At 40.3% G+C, this 19889-nt stretch carries 18 protein-coding genes; 13 read left to right on the plus strand and 5 right to left on the minus strand.

Features of this window, described 5'->3' with window-relative positions; genetic code table 11:
* Positions 1-65: 65 nt before the first annotated feature.
* From HZA77_04335 to HZA77_04345, 3 genes are read left to right on the plus strand one after another with little or no spacing between them, the layout of a single operon-like run.
* Positions 66-995, plus strand: coding sequence for an LD-carboxypeptidase (locus HZA77_04335; GenBank protein ID MBI5374635.1), 930 nt, complete (start codon positions 66-68; stop codon positions 993-995).
* Entirely contained in the window at positions 988-2160 is a 1173-nt protein-coding gene (locus HZA77_04340) for a serine hydrolase (GenBank protein MBI5374636.1), read from the plus strand. Before HZA77_04335 ends, HZA77_04340 begins: the two co-directional genes overlap by 8 nt.
* Positions 2157-3569, plus strand: coding sequence for a UDP-N-acetylmuramate:L-alanyl-gamma-D-glutamyl-meso-diaminopimelate ligase (locus tag HZA77_04345; GenBank protein ID MBI5374637.1), 1413 nt, complete (start codon positions 2157-2159; stop codon positions 3567-3569). Before HZA77_04340 ends, HZA77_04345 begins: the two co-directional genes overlap by 4 nt.
* Positions 3570-3639: 70 nt before the next feature.
* Here HZA77_04345 and HZA77_04350 read toward each other — a convergent pair whose 3' ends face one another.
* The 4 genes from HZA77_04350 to HZA77_04365 all read right to left on the minus strand — a co-directional run bounded on the left by HZA77_04350 (position 3640) and on the right by HZA77_04365 (position 7182).
* A complete protein-coding gene (locus HZA77_04350; protein MBI5374638.1) occupies positions 3640-4500 on the minus strand; it encodes a ParB/RepB/Spo0J family partition protein in 861 nt (286 codons plus the stop codon).
* Positions 4490-5254 (minus strand): ParA family protein, encoded by a 765-nt coding sequence (locus tag HZA77_04355; protein ID MBI5374639.1) that lies wholly within the window; start codon positions 5252-5254, stop codon positions 4490-4492. The genes HZA77_04350 and HZA77_04355 overlap by 11 nt, the downstream gene beginning before the upstream one ends.
* A gap of 442 nt (positions 5255-5696) precedes the next feature.
* Positions 5697-6548: a transposase gene (locus tag HZA77_04360; GenBank protein MBI5374640.1), complete on the minus strand. Its 852-nt coding sequence runs from the start codon at positions 6546-6548 to the stop codon at positions 5697-5699.
* A gap of 133 nt (positions 6549-6681) precedes the next feature.
* Positions 6682-7182: a pyridoxamine 5'-phosphate oxidase family protein gene (locus HZA77_04365; protein ID MBI5374641.1), complete on the minus strand. Its 501-nt coding sequence runs from the start codon at positions 7180-7182 to the stop codon at positions 6682-6684.
* 100 nt (positions 7183-7282) lie between these two features.
* Here HZA77_04365 and HZA77_04370 point away from each other — a divergent pair, with 100 nt between their 5' ends.
* The 9 genes from HZA77_04370 to HZA77_04410 all read left to right on the plus strand — a co-directional run bounded on the left by HZA77_04370 (position 7283) and on the right by HZA77_04410 (position 17872).
* Positions 7283-8317, plus strand: a complete 1035-nt coding sequence (locus HZA77_04370) for a glycosyltransferase (protein ID MBI5374642.1) — start codon at positions 7283-7285, stop codon at positions 8315-8317.
* Positions 8318-8492: 175 nt separating this feature from the next.
* Positions 8493-10286, plus strand: a complete 1794-nt coding sequence (gene lepA / locus HZA77_04375; GenBank protein ID MBI5374643.1) for an elongation factor 4 — start codon at positions 8493-8495, stop codon at positions 10284-10286.
* Positions 10287-10300: 14 nt separating this feature from the next.
* Positions 10301-10939 (plus strand): signal peptidase I, encoded by a 639-nt coding sequence (lepB, locus tag HZA77_04380; GenBank protein MBI5374644.1) that lies wholly within the window; start codon positions 10301-10303, stop codon positions 10937-10939.
* 84 nt (positions 10940-11023) lie between these two features.
* Complete coding sequence (mutS, locus tag HZA77_04385; GenBank protein ID MBI5374645.1) at positions 11024-13642, plus strand: DNA mismatch repair protein MutS; 2619 nt, start codon at positions 11024-11026, stop codon at positions 13640-13642.
* The gene (locus HZA77_04390) at positions 13639-14097 is read left to right on the plus strand and encodes a DUF2889 domain-containing protein (GenBank protein ID MBI5374646.1); all 459 of its coding nucleotides are present in this window, start codon (positions 13639-13641) and stop codon (positions 14095-14097) included. The genes mutS and HZA77_04390 overlap by 4 nt, the downstream gene beginning before the upstream one ends.
* Positions 14094-15053 (plus strand): nucleoside hydrolase, encoded by a 960-nt coding sequence (locus HZA77_04395; GenBank protein MBI5374647.1) that lies wholly within the window; start codon positions 14094-14096, stop codon positions 15051-15053. The genes HZA77_04390 and HZA77_04395 overlap by 4 nt, the downstream gene beginning before the upstream one ends.
* 190 nt (positions 15054-15243) lie before the next feature.
* A complete protein-coding gene (gene rbsK, locus HZA77_04400) occupies positions 15244-16176 on the plus strand; it encodes a ribokinase (GenBank protein ID MBI5374648.1) in 933 nt (310 codons plus the stop codon).
* A gap of 297 nt (positions 16177-16473) precedes the next feature.
* Positions 16474-16707, plus strand: coding sequence for a helix-turn-helix transcriptional regulator (locus HZA77_04405; protein MBI5374649.1), 234 nt, complete (start codon positions 16474-16476; stop codon positions 16705-16707).
* Entirely contained in the window at positions 16685-17872 is a 1188-nt protein-coding gene (locus HZA77_04410) for a helix-turn-helix domain-containing protein (protein ID MBI5374650.1), read from the plus strand. Before HZA77_04405 ends, HZA77_04410 begins: the two co-directional genes overlap by 23 nt.
* Here the strand turns inward: HZA77_04410 and HZA77_04415 are convergent.
* On the minus strand, positions 17850-18719 hold the full coding sequence (locus tag HZA77_04415) for a site-specific DNA-methyltransferase (GenBank protein MBI5374651.1): 870 nt from the start codon (positions 18717-18719) through the stop codon (positions 17850-17852). The genes HZA77_04410 and HZA77_04415 overlap by 23 nt on opposite strands.
* Before the next feature lie 243 nt (positions 18720-18962).
* Here HZA77_04415 and HZA77_04420 point away from each other — a divergent pair, with 243 nt between their 5' ends.
* On the plus strand, positions 18963-19862 hold the full coding sequence (locus tag HZA77_04420) for a hypothetical protein (GenBank protein ID MBI5374652.1): 900 nt from the start codon (positions 18963-18965) through the stop codon (positions 19860-19862).
* Positions 19863-19889: the final 27 nt, after the last annotated feature.

Consider the following 19889-nt stretch of genomic DNA (forward strand, 5'->3'; position numbering starts at 1 on the left):
AATCTTCCACCATAATTATATTTGTTGTCATTAATAATGCCAGCATTTTTAAACAGGATTTCTGTATGAAAAAAGTGAGCCAGCTTAAAAATGGAGATCTTATTGCCCTTGTCGCAACTGCAGGGACATTCGAAAAGGAGAGATTCTTTAAAGGGAAATCTCTTATTGAGAGTTTTGGATATAATGTTTGTTATGACGAGTCAATATGGGGAAGAAATAGATATATTGCCGGCAATGATAAAGAGCGTGCAGAAGCAATAAATAAAGCCTTTTCTGATGATAATGTTAAGGGAATAATAGTGGTGAGGGGAGGATACGGCTCAGGCAGGGCACTGCCATATATTGATTTTAATCTGATAAAGAAAAATCCAAAAATATTTTGCGGGTCAAGCGATATCACATTCCTCCATATTGCAATTCAAAATTTATGTGGTTTTGCGACTTATTATGGTCCGATGCCTGCAGGGAATAACGCAGCCAAAAGCTATGCAGAAGAGTTCAGGGCTTTTTTTGATATAACAAGCGGCAGGACAAAAACATTGCGGGTTAAAGTTCCTGATATTGAAATAATCAGAGGTTCTTCAGGAGAAGGCCGGATTGCCGGCGGGTGTCTTTCAATAATTAATGCAACGCTCGGAACCCCATGGGAAATTAATACTGAAGGGAAAGTTCTCTTTATTGAAGACATAGGAGAACCACCCTATAGGGTTGACCGGATGCTTTTTCAGTTGAAGATGTCAGGCAAACTTTCCGGCCTTCAAGGTCTAATAGTTGGACATATGGTAGATGGCAATTCAGCGAACAGATTTGAGTGGGACAATGCTTTTAGAGAGATAATTTTAGAGGCGACGACCGGGACTTCATATCCAATAATTTATGGATTTCCGGCAGGACATGGAGCCGGTTCAGTTACTATACCTATAAATGGAAGCGTAATGATAGATGGGGAAAATGGGTTTGTAGAAATCACAGATTTTGGGGTGAAAAATGCTTGATATTTATAATTTCAGAAAAGAAATAGAGAAAACTTATGACGAGTCAATTGTTCCGGGATTTGTGATAGCTGCAGGGAAAAAAGGGGGAGATAAGATTCTGGAATCCTTTGGCTACAGAGCAATTCTGCCTGAGAGAAAAGCCAATTCTGTGGATACTGTTTATGACCTGGCATCCCTTACCAAGGTAATGGCAACAACAACAGCTTTGATGCAGTTTATTGGCGAAGGAAGAATTAATCTTGAAATGAAGATTGGTGAATTTATAGATGCCTATCGTTACGGAGAGTACAGCAATATTACAATTAAAAACCTTCTATCTCACACCGGAGGCTATCCTGATTGGTATCCGTTTTTTGAAGAGATAAAAAAAAGGGAAAAAACATCAGGAGAACGTCTTATAGGAACATATGAGGGGAAAAAACTTGTTTATAGCCTGGCAAAGGAAATACACCTTGCTGATCCCACGCTTACAAGCACAAAATATAGCGATATAGGCTTTATTATTCTTGGCGAAATAGTAGAGTTTGTTTCCGGGGAACATCTTGATACATATTGTGAAAATATGGTTTTTGGTCCATTAGGTCTTAACAGCATTTATTTTATTGATATGGAAAAGAAAAGAAATGGTCTTTATGCGAGCAAAAACGAAGAATTGTTTGCTCCCACAGAAAAATCAATGTGGAGAGATTGTTTAATAACCGGCGAAGTACATGATGACAATGCATATGCAATGGGGGGAGTATCCGGTCATGCAGGTCTTTTTGGCACAGCCAACGATGTATATAAGTTTGGGGAAGTAATCCTTGATTGTTATAATGGCACAAACTCTTTTGTTTCTCAGCGCATTGTCAGGACATTTGCAAAAAGACAACTCATAGACAGGAATTCTTCCTGGGCGCTTGGATGGGATACTCCGTCAAAAGGATTTTCAACATCAGGACATTATTTTTCAGAAGAGTCTATAGGGCATACAGGATATACAGGGACTTCCCTTTGGATAGATTTAAAAAAAGAAGTTATTGTTGTCATTCTTTCTAACAGGGTTCATCCGGAGAGACAGAACAGGGCCTTTGTAAAATTAAGACCCTTGTTACACGACATAGTGATGGAAACATTAGGATGCGCAACACCTCCTGGTGAAGATACGGAAGGTTTGAAAGAATGAAAGCTGGTGCGCTTGTACATATCGTAGCCATCGGCGGAACCGGCATGAGCGCGCTTGCCGGTATGTTAAAGGAGAGAGGATTTAGGGTTACTGGTTCAGATAAAGGTCTATATCCGCCGGCAAGCACTATAATAGAAAAGTTAGGGATTCAGGTTGAAATAAGTTATTCGCCTGATAACATACCTCGCGATGTCTCGCTTGCAGTCATTGGAAATGCGGTTTCAAAGGACAATCCTGAAGTTCTGGAAATAATAAGAAGAAAGATTCCATATAAATCATTTCCAGATACTCTTTGGGAATATTTCATACAGGGGAAAACCTCGGTAGTTGTATCAGGGACACATGGCAAAACTACATCAGCGTCTGCTGTATCATGGGTATTTTATAGTCTTGGCCTTGATCCGGGGTTTATGATAGGAGGTGTGCCGCTAAATTTTAATTCAAACTACAGACTGGGCAATGGGACTTTTTTTATTTCTGAGGGAGATGAATACGACTCTGCTTTTTTTGATAAAGGCCCAAAATTTCTTCATTACCGCCCTGATTATTTACTTCTAAACTCAGTAGAGTTTGACCATGCAGATATTTACAGAGATCTTGAGCATGTGATGTCTTCATTTACTAAACTTCTTGATATTGTTAATCCAAAAGGCGGTGTGGCTGCTTTTGGCGACAGCATAAATGTAAGAAAATTGATTGAAAAATCAAAGTGTAAAGTTTTAACATTTGGCTTTGAAAACACTAACGACTGGGTGATTAAAACAGTTAATGAAGAAACAGGCGATGTAGTGGTTAATTCCAGAGATGGAAGGGAGATAAAGTTTAAGACTAATCTTTTTGGAAAGCAAAATATTGCAAATTTAACCGGAGTCCTGTTACTGGCAGATATTATGGGGCTAAATATAGAAAAGGCGTCAAAATCTTTAGAGCTATTCAATGGCGTAAAACGGCGCCAGGAATATATTGGAAGCGCAAAACATATTGATATATATGATGATTTTGCGCATCATCCAACCGCTGTAAAGGTTACGTTGGAGGGTTTTAAAAGCAGATTTCCGCAAAAGAGAATTATTGCGGTATTTGAGCCAAGGTCAAATTCGAGCAGAAGGAATGTTTTTGAGGCTCAATACGTAGAGTCCTTTGATGCAGCAGATCTAATTATTTTATCTGAGCCTTTTAATAAAGATGCACTTGATGAAACGGTAAGATTTTCAACAAACAGGGTAACTTCAAATATCAAAAAAAGAGGAAAAGAAGCTTATTCTTTTAAGGATGTAGATTCAATAATAGGGTTTCTTTTAGGCAGACTAAGAGAAAATGACGTTGTTGTAATTATGTCCAATGGAGATTTTAGCGGCATACATAAAAAGTTAATACAGGCAATTAATTTCAATAAAACAATTAACTAGCCGAAATGCGCAAGTAGGCATTATTGCGCTGGTGGTGAATATATTTTACTCGAGCTAGAAAAATAAATTGTTATTTTGTAAGTATGTCAATTAGGCGGTCAAGTTCATCTAAAGAATAATATTCAATAGTAATCCTGCCGTGGTTGGATTTGTTATTATGAAGGAGCTTAACTTTAGTAGCCAGGGATTTTCTCAAACGATCTTCAACATCTAATATTTCAGGAGATGGAGTTGAAGGTGAACTGTGTGGTTTTGCCTTTTTTTGTTTTGTGAGTCCGCCGGCTGCAATTTGCTCTAACTGCCTAACAGATAGAAGGTCTTCCACAGTCATGTCAGCCAAGGAAATCTGTAATGGCTCTTCATTAATACCGCAAAGAACCCTTGCATGCCCCATCGATATTCTGCCATCAAGAAGGTAGCACTTGATTTTATCGTTAAGCTTAAGAAGGCGAAGATAGTTTGCAACTGTGCTTCGTTCTTTTCCAACCCTTTCTGCAAGAGAGTCCTGCGTAAGGGAATGTTCATCCATTAGGTGTTTGTATGCCTCTGCTTCTTCAATGGGGTTAAGATCCTGTCTCTGGATATTTTCAATCAATGCAAGCTCCATTAAATCTTTGTCCGCAATATCCTTTATTATTGCGGGAACGCTTTTCAGCCCTGCTGCTGTGGCAGCCCTCCATCTTCGTTCACCGGCGATGATAGTATATGTTCCGTCAGAATCATTATGTTTGAGGAGAATGGGCTGAATAATACCGTTATTTTTTACAGAAGAAACAAGGTCATTCAATTTCTGGTCATTGAAATCTTTTCTTGGCTGGTGATTTCCAGGAAAAATATTATGAATATCAATGTTTATAACTTGTGATTCTGTTTTTTTTTCTGAAGAAGGTATCAGGGCGTCAAGGCCTCTTCCAAGTGATTTACGTTTCATTATTTATTATTTCCTCTGATAATTGAATATACCGTTCAGCGCCTTTTGAGAATCTGTCGTAGAGAATTATTGGTTTTCCAAAGCTTGGGGCCTCAGAGAGCCTTACATTTCTTGGAATTATAGTTTTAAAAACTTTATCTCCAAATTTTGCTGATACATTTTCACTGACCTCTGCAGAAAGATTGGTTCGTAAATCCTGCATTGTAAGGAGAATTCCTTCTATATCAAGGTTTGGGTTCAGGCTTTCTTTTATTTTGGTTATTGTTTTTAATAGTTGGGCAATTCCTTCAAGAGCATAGTATTCGCACTGTAATGGTACGATTACAGAGTCTGCCGCAGAAAGGGCATTTATAGTAAGAACACCAAGAGAAGGGGGACAGTCAATTATAATATATTGAAAAGATTGTTTAATTTCGTTTAAGGCATTTTTTAAAAGAAGTTCCTTCGGAGATACATCCATTAATTCCACTTCGGCTCCGTAAAGTTCTGGTGTTGAAGGAATTAACTTAAGAGAAGGGAATTCAGTATCTACAAAGGTTTCTTGAATTTCTTTTCTACCAAGAATGCATCGATAGATTGATTTTGACAAACCAGAGCCATTTATTCCAAGTCCGCTTGTTGTATTGCCCTGAGGGTCAAGATCAATTAGAAGTACACTGCGCCCCTTATCTGCAAGACACGCTGATAAATTTATAGATGTCGTAGTTTTTCCTACGCCACCTTTTTGATTGACAATTGCTATTATTTTTCCCACGTCGGTGACAACACAAGGTAATTGGTTTAGAAAATGATAATATACAATAAAAAAAAAGTGAGCAAGAAAAATTTCAATTGTTTCACGTGAAACAACAAAAAAAATTACGCTATCGCAGTCAAACAAGCGTTTGATTGACCTCAAAAAGGCTTCTGTTAATTACATGTGGATAAACAATTTTTAAAAAAATGCTAAAACTTATTGATTTTATGGGAGTTATTATGGTGCACCTTTAAAATTCAATAATAATTAACAAGTTGTTAACATGCTTTGCAATGTAAAATTATTTATCTGGTTTTAATCTGGGCATGGGCTGGAATATTACAATGATTGTTAATTTATTAATTGTTCCACGTGGAACAATTAAAGGAAAAGAGGTCTTGCTGACATGATCCTACGTCTTATATTATGAAAAATGTCACGACTCCTGCTCATGGAAGTTTCAAATGGTTTCATTTATTAACCTGCTTATAGTTGAGTAGTGCATATGCAGATAGTCGGCTATCTCTTTTTGGCTATATCCATAATTGTCAAGTGCTTCCATAATTCTTCTGTTCCTTTCTATTCTGTCCCTTAAAGTTTTCCGGTCAAACAATTTCTCAAGAGTTGGTCTTCCAATATATCTCTGAACTCCAGGAATCTCGGCAATAGCTTTATGATCCTTCACTTGTGAGATAAACTTTTCCGTGAAATCATCGCTGCCCAACAATATCTGTCCTCTGAGCTTCCCCCAAATAGATTCTACATTGAGTCCTGCCTTTACAAACTCAAGGTATTCATCGCAGGCTGTTTTTATATTTTCCCCGAAATGACTAAGTATAAAACTTGTTATAAGAAATGACGCAGGTACCTCATAACCGGCAGTAGCATTAAAACTGCTCCATTTCCATTCTCCTGGATATTTTACCGAACCTGCACGCACAGGATTTAAAACAATATACCTTGCCACCGCAAGAAAGTGGGTCTCCTTATCCACAAGCACAGCCTTATATCGACCCTGAAAAACATGCCCTACTCTGTTATGTAGTTTATTGAAAGCCTGAGTATATACGCCATTTAAATGTTTCATCCCTCTGGAAAGATTGGCATCAGGCGTTTCGATTAATAAATGATAGTGATTGTCCATCAGGCAATATGCATGGCAGATCCAATTATATCTTTTAACTGCTACGCTTAGTGCACTAAAAAATATCTGCCGATCAACTTCATCAATAAATATATGATTCTTGTCATTTCCTCTTGTTGTCACATGATACAGTGCACCACTGTATTGAATCCTCAAAGGTCTGGCCATAAACAAACCTCTTTAAAATCATATTTTGTTGATAGTTGATATCAACAAAATATCATGCGGCATATAGAAATGTCAAGATTAAAGACCTGACCCCTTTTTTTGGCTTAATAATCAAATTGATGCAATGAAAAAATTATTCCCTGTTCCAGACAATATAGGGGCTGTCGTTCCGGCTGCTGTCAAGAAGCACTATTTCATCGGGGACTATCTTTAGAAGACGAACGCCGGGGGATATCTTTTTAAGATATTCCATGTTTGCCCAGGGTTCTTCTTTTTGAAGTATAGGTTTTTCGCAGAAGGTTTTCCATCCATCAACAAACTGCTCGTCCCCCTGTTTTATTATTTCCACCCTTCCACGTCCGTTTATCCCCTGTACCGGATGATATGGGAACTCAGTATAGATTCCGAAGCTCACCTTTGGATTCTTCTCAATATATTCAACTGTCCTTGTTCCACCTGTAAAAATGAAAATATTAGTTCCCCTGCTTGCATAGGCATATGTGGTACTGATCGGTGTATTGTCTTTACAGGTGCCGAGCACAATGAAATGATGAGCCGAAAGATAGTTTTCGATTTGTTCTTCTGCTTCAGCTTTTGATATTTTTGCGATTCGCGGTTTTCTGGTCTCAGTCATAAATAACCTCCAATAGAATAAAAAAAATTGGAAAAATATTTTATTAAGGAATGATAGCAATTCCAATGACTAAACTATAGTGATATTATTAAATTCAAAAATGAATGCACAGGAAAAAGATAATAATCCGCTTGTAAGCGTGGCTGTAACAACCTTTAATTATGGCAATTATATCGCTGATGCCATAGCAAGCGTTCTTGCCCAAACTTATAAAAACCTTGAGATAATAATAAGAGATGACTGCTCCCCGCCTCCTGATAAAACAAGCGAGATCATTGCAGGGTTTAAAGATTCGCGAATCAAGTTTACCAAAAACAGCAAGAATATTGGCCTGTTTGTAAACCTCAACACTGTTTTGCGGGAATGCAAAGGCGAGTATATAAAGATTTTATGCGCTGACGACCGCTTAAAGCCAACCTGCATTGAGGAGATGGTAAATGCATCACAAAGTTTCCCTGAAGCAGGACAGGTTTTTTCCAATTATTGTGCCATAGACGGAAACGGTAAGTTGATGGCATTGGTAAAGAAAAATATTGGAAGAAATTCTTCAACTTTTGAGCCTCTTTATTTTACAGGCAAAGAATCGCAAAAAATATTTTATTTCCATGGCTGCGTATGGGGAAATCTGTCTTCCGGTATGATAAAAAGAGATATCCTGCAAACCGTGGGCTTTTTTCCTGAAAATTCTTTTCAAACAGGAGATTTTGAATATCTCATAAAAATAAGCAACAAGTTCGGTATGGTCTATGTGCCCAAACCCTTAGTAGAGATAAGATGGCATGAAAGCTCTGCCTCAAGCAGGAACGCAAACGCCGGAAAATCCATTTCCGAGTTTTATGAGCTTATGGAGCTCTTTCCGGTTTTAGCGAAAGGTTTTAAAGTTAGTCGCATAAATGAATTTATCCAAAAAGGAAAAATTGATGAGAATTTTTTTTGGGAAACTCTTCTGGCGCTGCTAAGAAAAAGGCGCACTGATATAGCAAAGGAAATTCTCAGTCAGATTTTGAAATATGGCTCTATATTCAGAGGGATAGTTTTTTTTATAATACGTTTTCCACGCAGATTAATGCGGCTCATATTAAAACTTTATCTTAAATCATCCGGCAAACCCTGGATTTATTATGGTGAGTCCTGAATATGATAAGCAAGCATAATTCCCTATAATCCGTTATGGGGATTGACTCCTGCCCGTGAAGCTTTATTTTTTTTCCAGATGTGATAGTATCAGCAAAATAGAAGATATAAATTGACGTAACCCTACATTTTTAATATCTATTCCACACAATAAAGAAAGAGAGGGTAGTGAGCAGGTGAACCTTAATCATATAAGAAATTTTTCAATTATTGCCCATATTGACCACGGCAAGTCAACCCTTGCGGACAGACTGCTTGAAATCACAGGTGCATTGACTATGCGCGAGATGGAAGACCAGGTCCTTGATGACATGGATCTTGAGCGCGAAAGAGGCATTACCATCAAGGCACACTCTGTAAGGCTTAACTATATAGCCCGCGATGGGAAAAAATATATTTTAAATCTAATAGACACGCCCGGACATGTGGATTTCAACTACGAGGTGTCGCGAAGCCTTGCCTCATGCGAAGGAGCATTAGTCCTTGTTGATGCCTCACAGGGCGTTCAGGCGCAGACGCTTGCAAACGTCTATCTTGCCATGGAGAACGAGCTTACCATGATTCCCATCCTTAACAAGATAGATCTGCCGCAGATAGACATCGAAAACGTAAAAGAACAGGTCATAAATGCTTTAGGCTTCAGCCATGATGAGATTATGGCAGTAAGCGCCAAAGCCGGCATTGGCATAGAAGATGTTCTGGAGGAAATAATAAAAAGGATTCCTCCACCGGATGGTGATGTTGATAAGCCGTTAAAAGCCCTTATCTTTGATTCATGGTTTGATTCATATCAGGGAACAATCATTCTTGTAAGGCTTATAGATGGAATAGTGCGCCCCGGAGACAAGATAGTATTCATGTCAAATGGAAGGCAGTTTGAAGTGACAAAGGTTGGCGTGTTAACGCCAAAGCCGGTCAATGTGAAAAGTCTTTCAGCAGGCGAGGTTGGTTTTATTATTGCAAGCGTCAAGAATGTTAAGGACACTAAGATTGGCGATACGGTCACAAATATTCATGAGCCAACTGCCGAGGCATTTCCCGGATTTAAGGAAGTAAAGCCAATGGTTTTTGCAGGGCTTTACCCCGGAGACAGCGAAAATTATGATCTTCTTCGTGATTCGGTAGAGAAGTTAAGCTTAAACGACTCTGCCTTTACCTTTGAACCTGAAACATCGGCGGCGCTTGGATTCGGCTTCAGATGTGGATTTCTTGGGCTTCTTCACATGGAGATAATACAGGAACGCCTTGAAAGGGAATTCTCGCTTACGCTTATAACAACAGCCCCCACAGTCCGCTACCGGGTATGTAAAAGAAACGGCGATGTAATCGAGATTGAAAATCCGCTCAAGCTTCCCCCTGCCGGCGAGATAGAAAGAATTGAAGAACCAATCCTTCATGCCAGCATATTCACACCTATCGAGTATGTTGGCCCCATCCTTCAGCTTGCGCAGGATAAAAGAGGAGTCCAGAAAAAGCTTGAGTATCCTGACCCGAAACGGGCAATTATCCATTACGAGATACCTTTTAACGAGATGGTTCTTGATTTTTATGATAAGCTGAAATCAATCACAAAGGGCTATGCCTCGCTCGATTATGAATTTATAGGCTACCGCGAGTCTGACCTTGTGAAGCTTGATATTCTCATTAATGGACAGCCTGTTGATGCACTTTCCTCGATAGTGCACAAGACAAAGTCCTATGAGCGCGGCAGGGACCTTACGGACAAAATGCGCAGTCTCATTCCTCGCCAGATGTTTGAGATTGCCATTCAGGCGGCGATAGGTAATAAAGTGATTGCAAGGGAATCAATCAAGGCAATGAGAAAAAATGTTACTGCAAAATGCTACGGTGGTGATATTACAAGAAAAAGAAAACTTCTTGAAAAGCAGAAAGAAGGAAAAAAACGAATGAAAAGCGTGGGAAGCGTTGAGATCCCGCAGGAAGCATTCATGGCAATACTCAAGATATAAGGAAGACAAATTTAATGGCTAAAGATAAAGACAAAAAAGAAGAATCCGGGAAAAAGGAAAAATCGGCTGTCCGGGAATATGTTGAGGCAATCCTCATCGCACTTTTACTTGCCCTCGTAATCAGGACTTATATTGTGCAGGCTTTTAAAATCCCATCCGGATCAATGCTTGACACGCTTCAGATAGGCGACCACATTTTAGTCAATAAATTTGCCTACTGGTTTGATAATCCAAAACATCACGATGTCATTGTATTTAAATTTCCTCAGGATGAAACCCGTGATTTCATAAAAAGGATAATAGGCATTGAATATGACAAGATCCGGGGAAAAGATAAGGTGCTTTTTGTAAACGGGGAAAAGCAGGACGAGCCATATGTTGTTCATAAGGATTCATTTACGATTCCCGGAAGAAACCAAAATCTTTACGGCGATGAGACGGTACGCGATACTTTTGGTCCCTTGACCGTGCCGGCAAGTTCATACTTTTGCATGGGGGACAACAGAGACCGTTCCCTTGACAGCAGGTTTTGGGGTTTTGTGAGAAGGGAAAAGATAAAAGGAAAAGCGTTTATAATTTACTGGTCCTGGGATTCAAAAGGAAAATTGCTGGATTGCATACGTTGGGGCAGGTTAGGGAGCCGTATCCAGTAGTAAAACCGGATAATCAAAGATGAGTTATAACAGTCATCGGAAATGAGCCAGATTAAAGACAACGGAACACAAAACCTCACCCCGATGATACAGCAGTATCTGCAGATTAAAGCCCGCTACAATGATGCAATCCTCTTTTTCAGAATGGGGGATTTCTATGAGATGTTCTTCGATGATGCCAAAAAAGCATCCAAAATCCTCCAGATAGCGCTTACAACACGGGGGAAAAATATCGGGGAAGACATTCCTCTATGCGGTATTCCTTACCATGCAATTGATTCCTATCTTCCAAAACTTTTGGACAAAGGAATCAAGGTCGCCATTTGCGAGCAGCTTGAAGAACCGGGGCAGGGTAAAAAGATTGTAAGGCGCGATGTGGTAAAGGTTGTTTCCCCTGGCACAGTGACAGACCCGGCATATCTAAATCCCAAGAGCAATAATTTCATGATTTCCCTATCTTTTGGAAAGGGAGTTACAGGAATCTCTGTCCTCGATATATCTACAGGAGAATTTAGCGTCACTGAATTTGACGGCGCTGACCGCCTCCGCCTAATCAATGAAATAATCCGGATAGAGCCGAGCGAAGTTCTTCTCCCATCGGCAAATCAGAAGGTCTTTAAGGAAGAGATAACATCATCCCTTCTTCGCCCACCATTCATTTCCCCTTTTGAAGACTGGAAATTCGATTACGAGACCGCGAGAAGAGCGCTTCTTTCAAAATTCGGAGTTTCCTCCCTTGAAGGCTTTGGCTGTGAAGGGATGCCTTCAGCCATATCATCGGCTGGCGCCATGATTCAGTATCTTGAAGAAACGCAAAAAGAGAATCTCAAACACATAAACCGCTTAAGGACTATAGACAACCGGGAGTACATGGTTCTTGACGGGACAACGATCAAAAATCTCGAAGTGCTGCGAAGTCAGGCTGACGGCTCACGCGAAAATACGATTTTAAACATAATAGATGATACGGCAACAGCAATGGGAGGAAGACTCCTTCGCCAATGGCTTTTAAAACCACTCCTGGATGTTGATGAGATAACAGAAAGATATAATTCAATAGATGAGTTTATTGAAAAATCACAGGAGCGGCGCAAAGTAAGGGATGAACTCGCAGAGATTCAGGACATTGACAGACTCATTGGAAAACTTGCTAACGGCAATGCAGGACCGCGGGACCTTGCGGCTTTAAGATTTTCATTTGAACGCCTCCCATTGGTTAAAAAACTTATGGCGACCTGTGAGTCCAAACTTTTGAGCTCTCTCTCATTAGAGGTTGATGCCCATGAGGAACTCACGCTTTATCTAAAAAAAGCCCTTGTAGATTCTCCACCATTAAATATTCGCGACACCGGCGCCATAAGGGAAGGCTTTAACCCGGAGCTTGATGAATTGCGGAATCTCAAGAACAACACAAAAGATTTCATTTCGTCGCTTGAAAGGGAAGAAAGGGAGCGCTCAGGAATATCTTCTCTCAAAGTGGGGTTTAACAGGGTCTTTGGTTATTACATAGAAGTCACAAAATCAAACCTCCACAATGTGCCGGCTGATTTCATCAGAAAGCAGACACTTACCAACGGAGAGCGCTTTATAACGCCCAAGTTAAAAGAATATGAAGAACGGATTCTTACGGCAGAAGAAAAAATAAAGGAAATAGAAATCAGGATTTTCAATGAACTTATAGCAAATGTCTCACGACATATTCCAGAAATTCAGAAAACTGCATATGCAGTTGCAGAGATAGACGTTCTCTCAACACTCGCCTCAGTGGCGGAGAAAAACAACTATGTCCGTCCCGTGATAGATAACTCCGACCGCATAGACATAAAAGACGGCAGACACCCGGTGATTGAACGGATATCATTTGATGAAAGATTTGTTCCCAATGACACGCTCCTTGATTGCGAAGAAAACAGGCTATCAATCATAACAGGCCCAAACATGGCTGGAAAATCAACATACATGAGGCAGGTTGCGCTAATCGTTATGATGGCGCAGATGGGAAGTTTCGTCCCGGCAAGAGAAGCGCATATCGGAATAGTTGACCGGATATTCACCCGCATAGGCGCAAGCGACAATCTCGCCTCAGGGCAAAGCACATTCATGCTCGAGATGAATGAGACGGCAAACATAATGAACAATGCCACAAAAAGAAGCTTGATCATTCTTGATGAGATAGGGAGGGGAACAAGCACCTTTGACGGACTTAGTATTGCCTGGGCTGTTGCTGAGTTTATCCATTCAAAAGAACATCTCGGGGCGCGCACCCTTTTTGCAACCCATTACCATGAACTTACGGAGTTGTCCGCAGTGCTCGATGGCGCCAGAAATTACAATGTAGCTGTAAAAGAATGGAATGACGAGATAATCTTCCTGCGCAAGATTGTTGAAGGGGGCACTGACAAAAGCTATGGCATCCATGTTGCAAAGCTTTCAGGCATTCCGGCAGATGTGATAAAAAGGGCGCGTGAGATTCTTTTTAATCTTGAAAACCGCGAGTTTGACAGGAATGGCAATCTTTCGCTTTTGGGAAAATCACAAACGCCAAACAATAATCAACAGATGCTTCCTATATTTGACAGGAATGAATCTGAAGTTCTAAATGAGATAAGGAATATGGATATTAACAGTATTACACCGCTCGAAGCGCTGACAAAGCTTGGCAGGATAAAGGAGATGCTTTCTGATGAGGAGAAAAAACAGTGAACGTATATGAAAGAAATATAAATGCTTCAATAGATATAACCGCGGAGGATTATCTTGTAACACGCGCGTCCTTGCTTGACCTTGACCACAACATCCGCCTTCAGATGATGGTTAAGATTTCAACAAGGGAGATAATAACAGCCACAGGCGAGATGGTAAAAACCCCATTTGGCGAATGCAAGACAGCGCTTCCCAATGTAGACAAACTCATAGGCTTAAAGATTGAAAGAGGATTTGCAAAAAAAATGAGAGAAGCAGTAGGCGGCGCAGGTGGCTGTACCCATATAGTAGAGCTTGCCTTGACAATGGCATCATTAAGCTCCAACTCTATTTTATTAGAGGCTGCCCGTGACCCTGAAAAGCGGCAGAAATTCAGCGAGAAATCTGAAGAAGAAAGAAAAGAAGAGATAGGTTCATTCTTAAAAAACAGTTGTATCGTATTTAAGGAAAAATGAGCGAAAATCCAATCATAATAGACACTGACGGCGGCATAGATGATGCGCTTGCCATAACAGTGGCGCGCAATTATCTTCAGGCTGAAATAAAAGCTGTCACAACAGTGGGGGGCAACATTCCATTAAAGCAGGCCTCCTCAAACATCTGCCTTCTTCTTTCATTTATCTCTCCAAAGAGCGGCTCTACTATCCCTGTATATGAGGGAAGTGCAAAGCCCCTTGAAGGAGGAGCCTACCATCATGCCTATGAATATCATGGAAAAGACGGGATGGGCGGGCTTTCTTCAAAATTAAAAAAAGATGTTGGGAGCACTTTACATGAAATTTCGAAAGGCAAGGCATGGGACAAGATTGCTGAGATTTGTGCGGCAGAAAAAGGGAAGGTGAAAATAATCGCCATAGGTCCACTTACAAACATCGCAAAAGCCATACTTGACCATCCAAAGGAGATGAAAAAAACAGCAGAGATTATCGTGATGGGTGGAGCCTTTCACTCCCCGGGGAACATCACACCTGCCGCAGAATTTAATATCTACTCAGACCCAGCCGCGGCAGAAATAGTCTTTGCATCCAAAATTCCTCTTAAACTCATCGGGCTTAACATAACAGAGAGAGCCTATCTTTCCCAATGGGAAGTGGAAAAGAAATTCTCAGGACGCACTGATAGAAAATGTATTTTTTTAAAAGAGCTTATGATGTGCCATATAACACTCCATGAAAAGGCTGAAAAATTCAGCGGCCTATTCCTTCACGATCCTGTTGCAGTAATTGCCGGCTTTAAGTCTGACCTTTTCCAGTGGACTACAAGGGAAGTAAATGTTGAGACAGGTAAGGGAGTCGCCCGTGGAATGACCGTCATAGACACAAGGCGAAAGAGCAAGGAGCAAGGGAAAACGCAGGTTGCATTTGAAGCAGACATACTGCGGATAAAAGAGATGATACTTGGCGCACTTTAATCATCACCATTGTTTTTGTTGTCATCTTTATTGTTGTTATTTACAATAATTTTATTGTCATCCTCATTTTTTTTGTTGCTGTCATCTTCATTGTTGTTATTTACATACTTTTATTGTCATCCCGTTTCTTTGTTGTCATCCCCGCGAAAGCGGGGATCCAGATATCCAGATAAAATGAATGAATATTAATATGAAAAAAAAAGTCCTCGTCGTTGGAAGCTCAAATATTGACCTCACTTTAATCTCAGAGAAACTTCCCCGCCCCGGCGAAACCATTACAGCAGATAAGTTCATGATTTTCTATGGAGGCAAAGGCGCCAATCAGGCAATAGCAGCAAGAAAGGCAGGAGCAGATGTAAACTTTATAACCCGCCTTGGCACTGACGCTTCCGGCAAAGATTACAGGGCTCGTCTCTTAAAGTTTGGCTTTCCTTCCGGTGCGATCTGTGAGGATAAAAAAGTAAAGACAGGCACCGCTCTCATAACAGTAAACAAAAAGGGAGAAAATCTTATATCTGTCTATCAGGGCTCAAATAAGAATCTTTCTCCAGCAGACATAAGGAAGAATATAAAATATTTTGCTGAATCTTGCGTTTTACTTTTACAATTTGAGATTCCCTTTGAGACAGTTTGCGAATCATTGAAGATTGCAAAGAAATTAGGGCTCACCACAATAGTAAATCCTGCACCTGCGAGAAAAATCCCTGAGAACGTTTACAAACTCATAGATGTTATTACTCCAAATATTAGGGAAGCGGTGTGTCTTTCCGGGAAAAATATCAGGACTCAAGATGATATAAAAAAGTCTGCGCTTATCCTCTCAAAAAAAGGGCCATCTACTGTGATAATCACTCTTGGAAATAAAGGAATAGCTCTTTTTCATAATGGAGTCGTAAAATTCATAAAAGCACCAAAGGTGAAAGCCATTGATACCACCGGCGCAGGCGATGCATTTAACGGTGCACTCGCCGCATTTCTCTCCGAGAGCTTTGATATGACAAAATCAGCAAAAATGGCAATATGCGCCGCAGCCCTCTCAGTCCAAAAAGCCGGCGCCCAAACCGCCCTGCCGGCGAGAAGTGAGATAGATAAATTTTATAAGAAGGTTGGGTTGACTAGATAATTCTCTTTTGAAGAAGTCTTTTTTAAAGCATGCTTATTAATTACAATCAATTCTAAATCACTATATTAAACTTTTTTCTAGACTAACTATCTGCAGGGAATGTATAAAGTGGCTAACACTAAAATATATATTATGCATTCCTCTCTATTAATGGGACCAAATATACAAGCCAATAAATCACTGCACCTGACGCAGTATAGCTGTATAGATATGTTCTATCGTTAGGGAATAAATCGGAAAACCATAAAGATACTCATAGTCCGTAGAAACATGGTCGTCATCTTGGTATAAAAATTTATGTCCAAGCATCGTGATAACTTTTTAAAAAGGTTTGGGAACCGGATCAGAATAATCCGGCAAAAAAAGAATCTTTCGCAAGAAGAATTAGCTCAAATCGCAGGTCTTGACCGTACTTATATGGGTGGGATTGAGCGTGGAGAGCGAAACATTGGTCTATTAAACGTCAAGAAGCTAGCTGATGCTTTAAAGATTACTCCAAAGGATCTCTTTGACGATGACTTTCAACTCTGATTACCTCATTCGATTACTCCTACGACTTAAACTCTTTCGAGAGGAGGCTAGCCTTTCACCAGCGGAAGTAGAGAAACGGCTAATCCTTGGACCCGGATGGGTGAACTCAATAGAGAATGGGAAAATTATTCCAAGCCTCGATGTGATTGCATCCTTTTTGTCAGTTTATGGCAAGTCGCTCTCTGATCTTGCTGTGGGAGCTCGTGGCAGTGTTCCAACAATTCATAGATCAATTACTGCAGAAGCAGCAGGAGCAGATATTCTGATCCACTTTGCTTATGCCAAGCATGATGCAACCTATACTTTAGTTGGTGCCACTGTCGATCAGTTTAACGAAGTAGTCTTAACCCTCCGCGATGGGTTAGCACAACTCAGACAATTAAACGTCAGCGAAGATGATGACCGTGCCAAGACAATTAAAACGGAGAGTGTTGCAAATGCATTTCTGAAAGCTGTTCAAATTTGGCCGACAGCGAATCCCTCGGATATTTGGTGGTTTCTATTGTATCGAGCATATTGTGACCAGTACAACCATCCATCCGAGCACTTTAGACTCGACTTCACACAAAGCTGGAAACGAACTGGTGGATGGGCGCTTGAGAGGATTCTTGAGCGTCATTATGCCCCGACTCTTGCACGGCACGGCATTAACCTCATCATAGCTGATTTTGAACGCAAAACTAGTTTGTTACAATGTCTAGACGTAGGTCATCGTCTTGAAGCTGACAAAATTGATGTCCTCTTGACTGTTGGAAATGGGACCAATGAAAAGATCATTGGTGTTGTCCATGTTAAGGCCAGTTTCGCCGAACGCCGAACTGATGATGTCCCAATGAGTCAAGCGCTAGTCAAAGCTGGTTACATCTCGCCTTTATGGACAATGGACTGTAAAAGTATGCCTTCGGCTAAGCCACACAATAGAGGAGAACTAGGTACAGTTTTTTTTGGTAAGGGAAAAGACGCGCGGAGTGCTAAGAGAAAAGACATCGAAGACGATGCATTTTTCTCTGCTTGTTTCTCCTACAATAAAAACACCGTCCCCACACCGCCTAAATTTAAAGCTAAAGCACGTATCCATGTATGCAACTTTTCAAATACGAACGATGCATTTGTAAATTTTATCCTTGCAGAACGGGAAAGAGTTAGAAAAAAGCTTGCTGTTTAATCTCACCCACTTGAATAAGTCTTTGGTTTGAGGCGTCGACATGTTGCGGGTCAATTTCAAACCCAATATAAGAACAACCAAGACGAATTGCAGCCATGCCAGTAGTGCCTGATCCAGAAAATGGATCAAGTACTACAACGTCCTTTCCAGCAATTCCGTAAGCATAAATACAACGTAAAGGCAACTCTTCTGGAAAACGGGAGAAGTGCTTTACCCCATCGATCTTTTCATTGGCAAATTCCCAGACACTTTTTATTGGAGGGGAAACACGAAAGTTATGCCTTTCGTTCTTTGTCAATAAATAGATTGGTTCATGATAACGGTGTGGGCGCCTACATCTTCCTTCAGGCATTGGATTGCGCTTTTGCCAAATAACTTCTCCCCGGAAAAGATAACCGGCATTTGATAGAGAGATTACTAAGCGATACGGCAAGGCTAGGAGATTGCCATACTGCAACCAGCCAACATTTTTTTCTATAAATGCCTTTCGGTTTATTCGCGGCTTGATATATGCCGCGTTGTTAGCTGCAAGTCCTGATTTATCCGCACCAAGAGAACTGTATTGTCTGTCATCCTCTCGCCAATTTACTGGGGTGTTGTAGGCATCACCAATATTAATCCATATAATCCCCTGAGGTTTCATCTTAGCCAGCATACTAGTAAAAACATTTACTAAAAAAGCCAGATAATCCCTCGGGTCTTCCTCAACTCCTGTGCCAGAAGAGTGCCGTTGTCCCCAATACGGAGGGCTAGTGACCAACACATCAATTGATTCCTTTGGCAACTGTGAAATTAATTCTAAACAATCGCCTAAATAGACTTTATTAAGTGCAAATGGTCCGAGCATTAATATTCCTCCCACAAAGATACTGATAGTCATCATAGCTATATGTCGCTTAGATTGCAAGTGTAAAATTTTTTTAAACGACCCCTAACAAACGGATGAATCAGTTTACAGGTTATTCTTGAACCGTTATGCACTATTGCTGTAGAATGCTTAACGATGTTTAAATCACTCGATATAGTTTTGCAAAGTAGAATAAATATAGAAAGAAATGGTGCTCTATAATGCAAAAGGCAGAGCTTTCAGATGCATGATATTGAAAATGAGTTGATAATTCCAGTCTATCTAAACCAACGCATAGTATTCGACATGATCGCTATGCTTCAAGGTGGGATTGCCACTGTGACTAGAATAACATCCACGGAATCCTCTTTGGACAGTGATAAACAGAAGTACGGAGCAACTTTTGGACTTAACAAAGCGCTCTCCACACTTTTAAAAATAGACGTCTCAGGGAAAATGCAAAAACTAAAAGAAGATTCATTGGGGACTCAAACAAATGAAGAAAAGGTTCACACACCAGCATCAATGTTTCAAATGCTTCGCAGAAGTCTTGTTGCCGACAACAAGTTGATTTTTATAGATGATAAATACAAGCCAGAGATAAGACAGATCGTAGAATTTACGGCACCATTGAGAAAGAACCCAATAATCCAGACCATGGATACATTTATTGGCTTTATGAAAATGGCCATTATGTTTTCACAAGATACCCATCAACAGCAAAATAAGGCGCAAAAGCTCAAAACTCCAGATACAAACCAAATGGTCAAAACACAAATGGAACAATTTTTGGAAAACCTGAAGACTGGTGACACAGTAGATATCGTTACGGATCACTTAAGCTGCGATTTTAGGGTGGTCATAACGTTGGAGCGAGAGTTTCTCAATGACCCTACTATGTCCGATCTTGTGGATGGTCACTTTAATGTGCTTGGCAAAGTGATTAGAGTGATTAATGATGATAAAGATTCGATCAATCTGATAAGAAAGACAGCGCTTAGCGCTATGCCGGAAAAAATACTAAATGTTGCAATCGAAAACTTGTCAAAGTTGTCAACGAATCAGGGTTTCAAGATTCCTTCAATAGAACTAGAAGTAAAGGGGCCGGTCCTGCAGGTTTTGCCAATTGCCATCTTTTCATAGAAAGATAAAGCAGAGAATAGATATTCG

It is taken from the genome of Candidatus Schekmanbacteria bacterium, from assembly GCA_016219965.1.
Lineage (GTDB): Bacteria > Schekmanbacteria > GWA2-38-11 > GWA2-38-11 > J061 > JACRJM01.

Coding starts and splice junctions, on each gene's coding strand:
- HZA77_04340 (MBI5374636.1), top strand. CDS start 988: ATGCTTGATATTTATAATTTCAGAAAAGAAATAGAGAAAACTTATGAC.
- HZA77_04415 (MBI5374651.1), bottom strand. CDS start 18,719: ATGCTCGGACCATTTGCACTTAATAAAGTCTATTTAGGCGATTGTTTA.
- HZA77_04345 (MBI5374637.1), top strand. CDS start 2,157: ATGAAAGCTGGTGCGCTTGTACATATCGTAGCCATCGGCGGAACCGGC.
- HZA77_04405 (MBI5374649.1), top strand. CDS start 16,474: ATGTCCAAGCATCGTGATAACTTTTTAAAAAGGTTTGGGAACCGGATC.
- HZA77_04335 (MBI5374635.1), top strand. CDS start 66: ATGAAAAAAGTGAGCCAGCTTAAAAATGGAGATCTTATTGCCCTTGTC.
- HZA77_04350 (MBI5374638.1), bottom strand. CDS start 4,500: ATGAAACGTAAATCACTTGGAAGAGGCCTTGACGCCCTGATACCTTCT.
- HZA77_04365 (MBI5374641.1), bottom strand. CDS start 7,182: ATGACTGAGACCAGAAAACCGCGAATCGCAAAAATATCAAAAGCTGAA.
- rbsK (MBI5374648.1), top strand. CDS start 15,244: ATGAAAAAAAAAGTCCTCGTCGTTGGAAGCTCAAATATTGACCTCACT.
- HZA77_04395 (MBI5374647.1), top strand. CDS start 14,094: ATGAGCGAAAATCCAATCATAATAGACACTGACGGCGGCATAGATGAT.
- lepB (MBI5374644.1), top strand. CDS start 10,301: ATGGCTAAAGATAAAGACAAAAAAGAAGAATCCGGGAAAAAGGAAAAA.
- mutS (MBI5374645.1), top strand. CDS start 11,024: ATGATACAGCAGTATCTGCAGATTAAAGCCCGCTACAATGATGCAATC.
- HZA77_04360 (MBI5374640.1), bottom strand. CDS start 6,548: ATGGCCAGACCTTTGAGGATTCAATACAGTGGTGCACTGTATCATGTG.
- HZA77_04420 (MBI5374652.1), top strand. CDS start 18,963: ATGCATGATATTGAAAATGAGTTGATAATTCCAGTCTATCTAAACCAA.
- HZA77_04370 (MBI5374642.1), top strand. CDS start 7,283: ATGAATGCACAGGAAAAAGATAATAATCCGCTTGTAAGCGTGGCTGTA.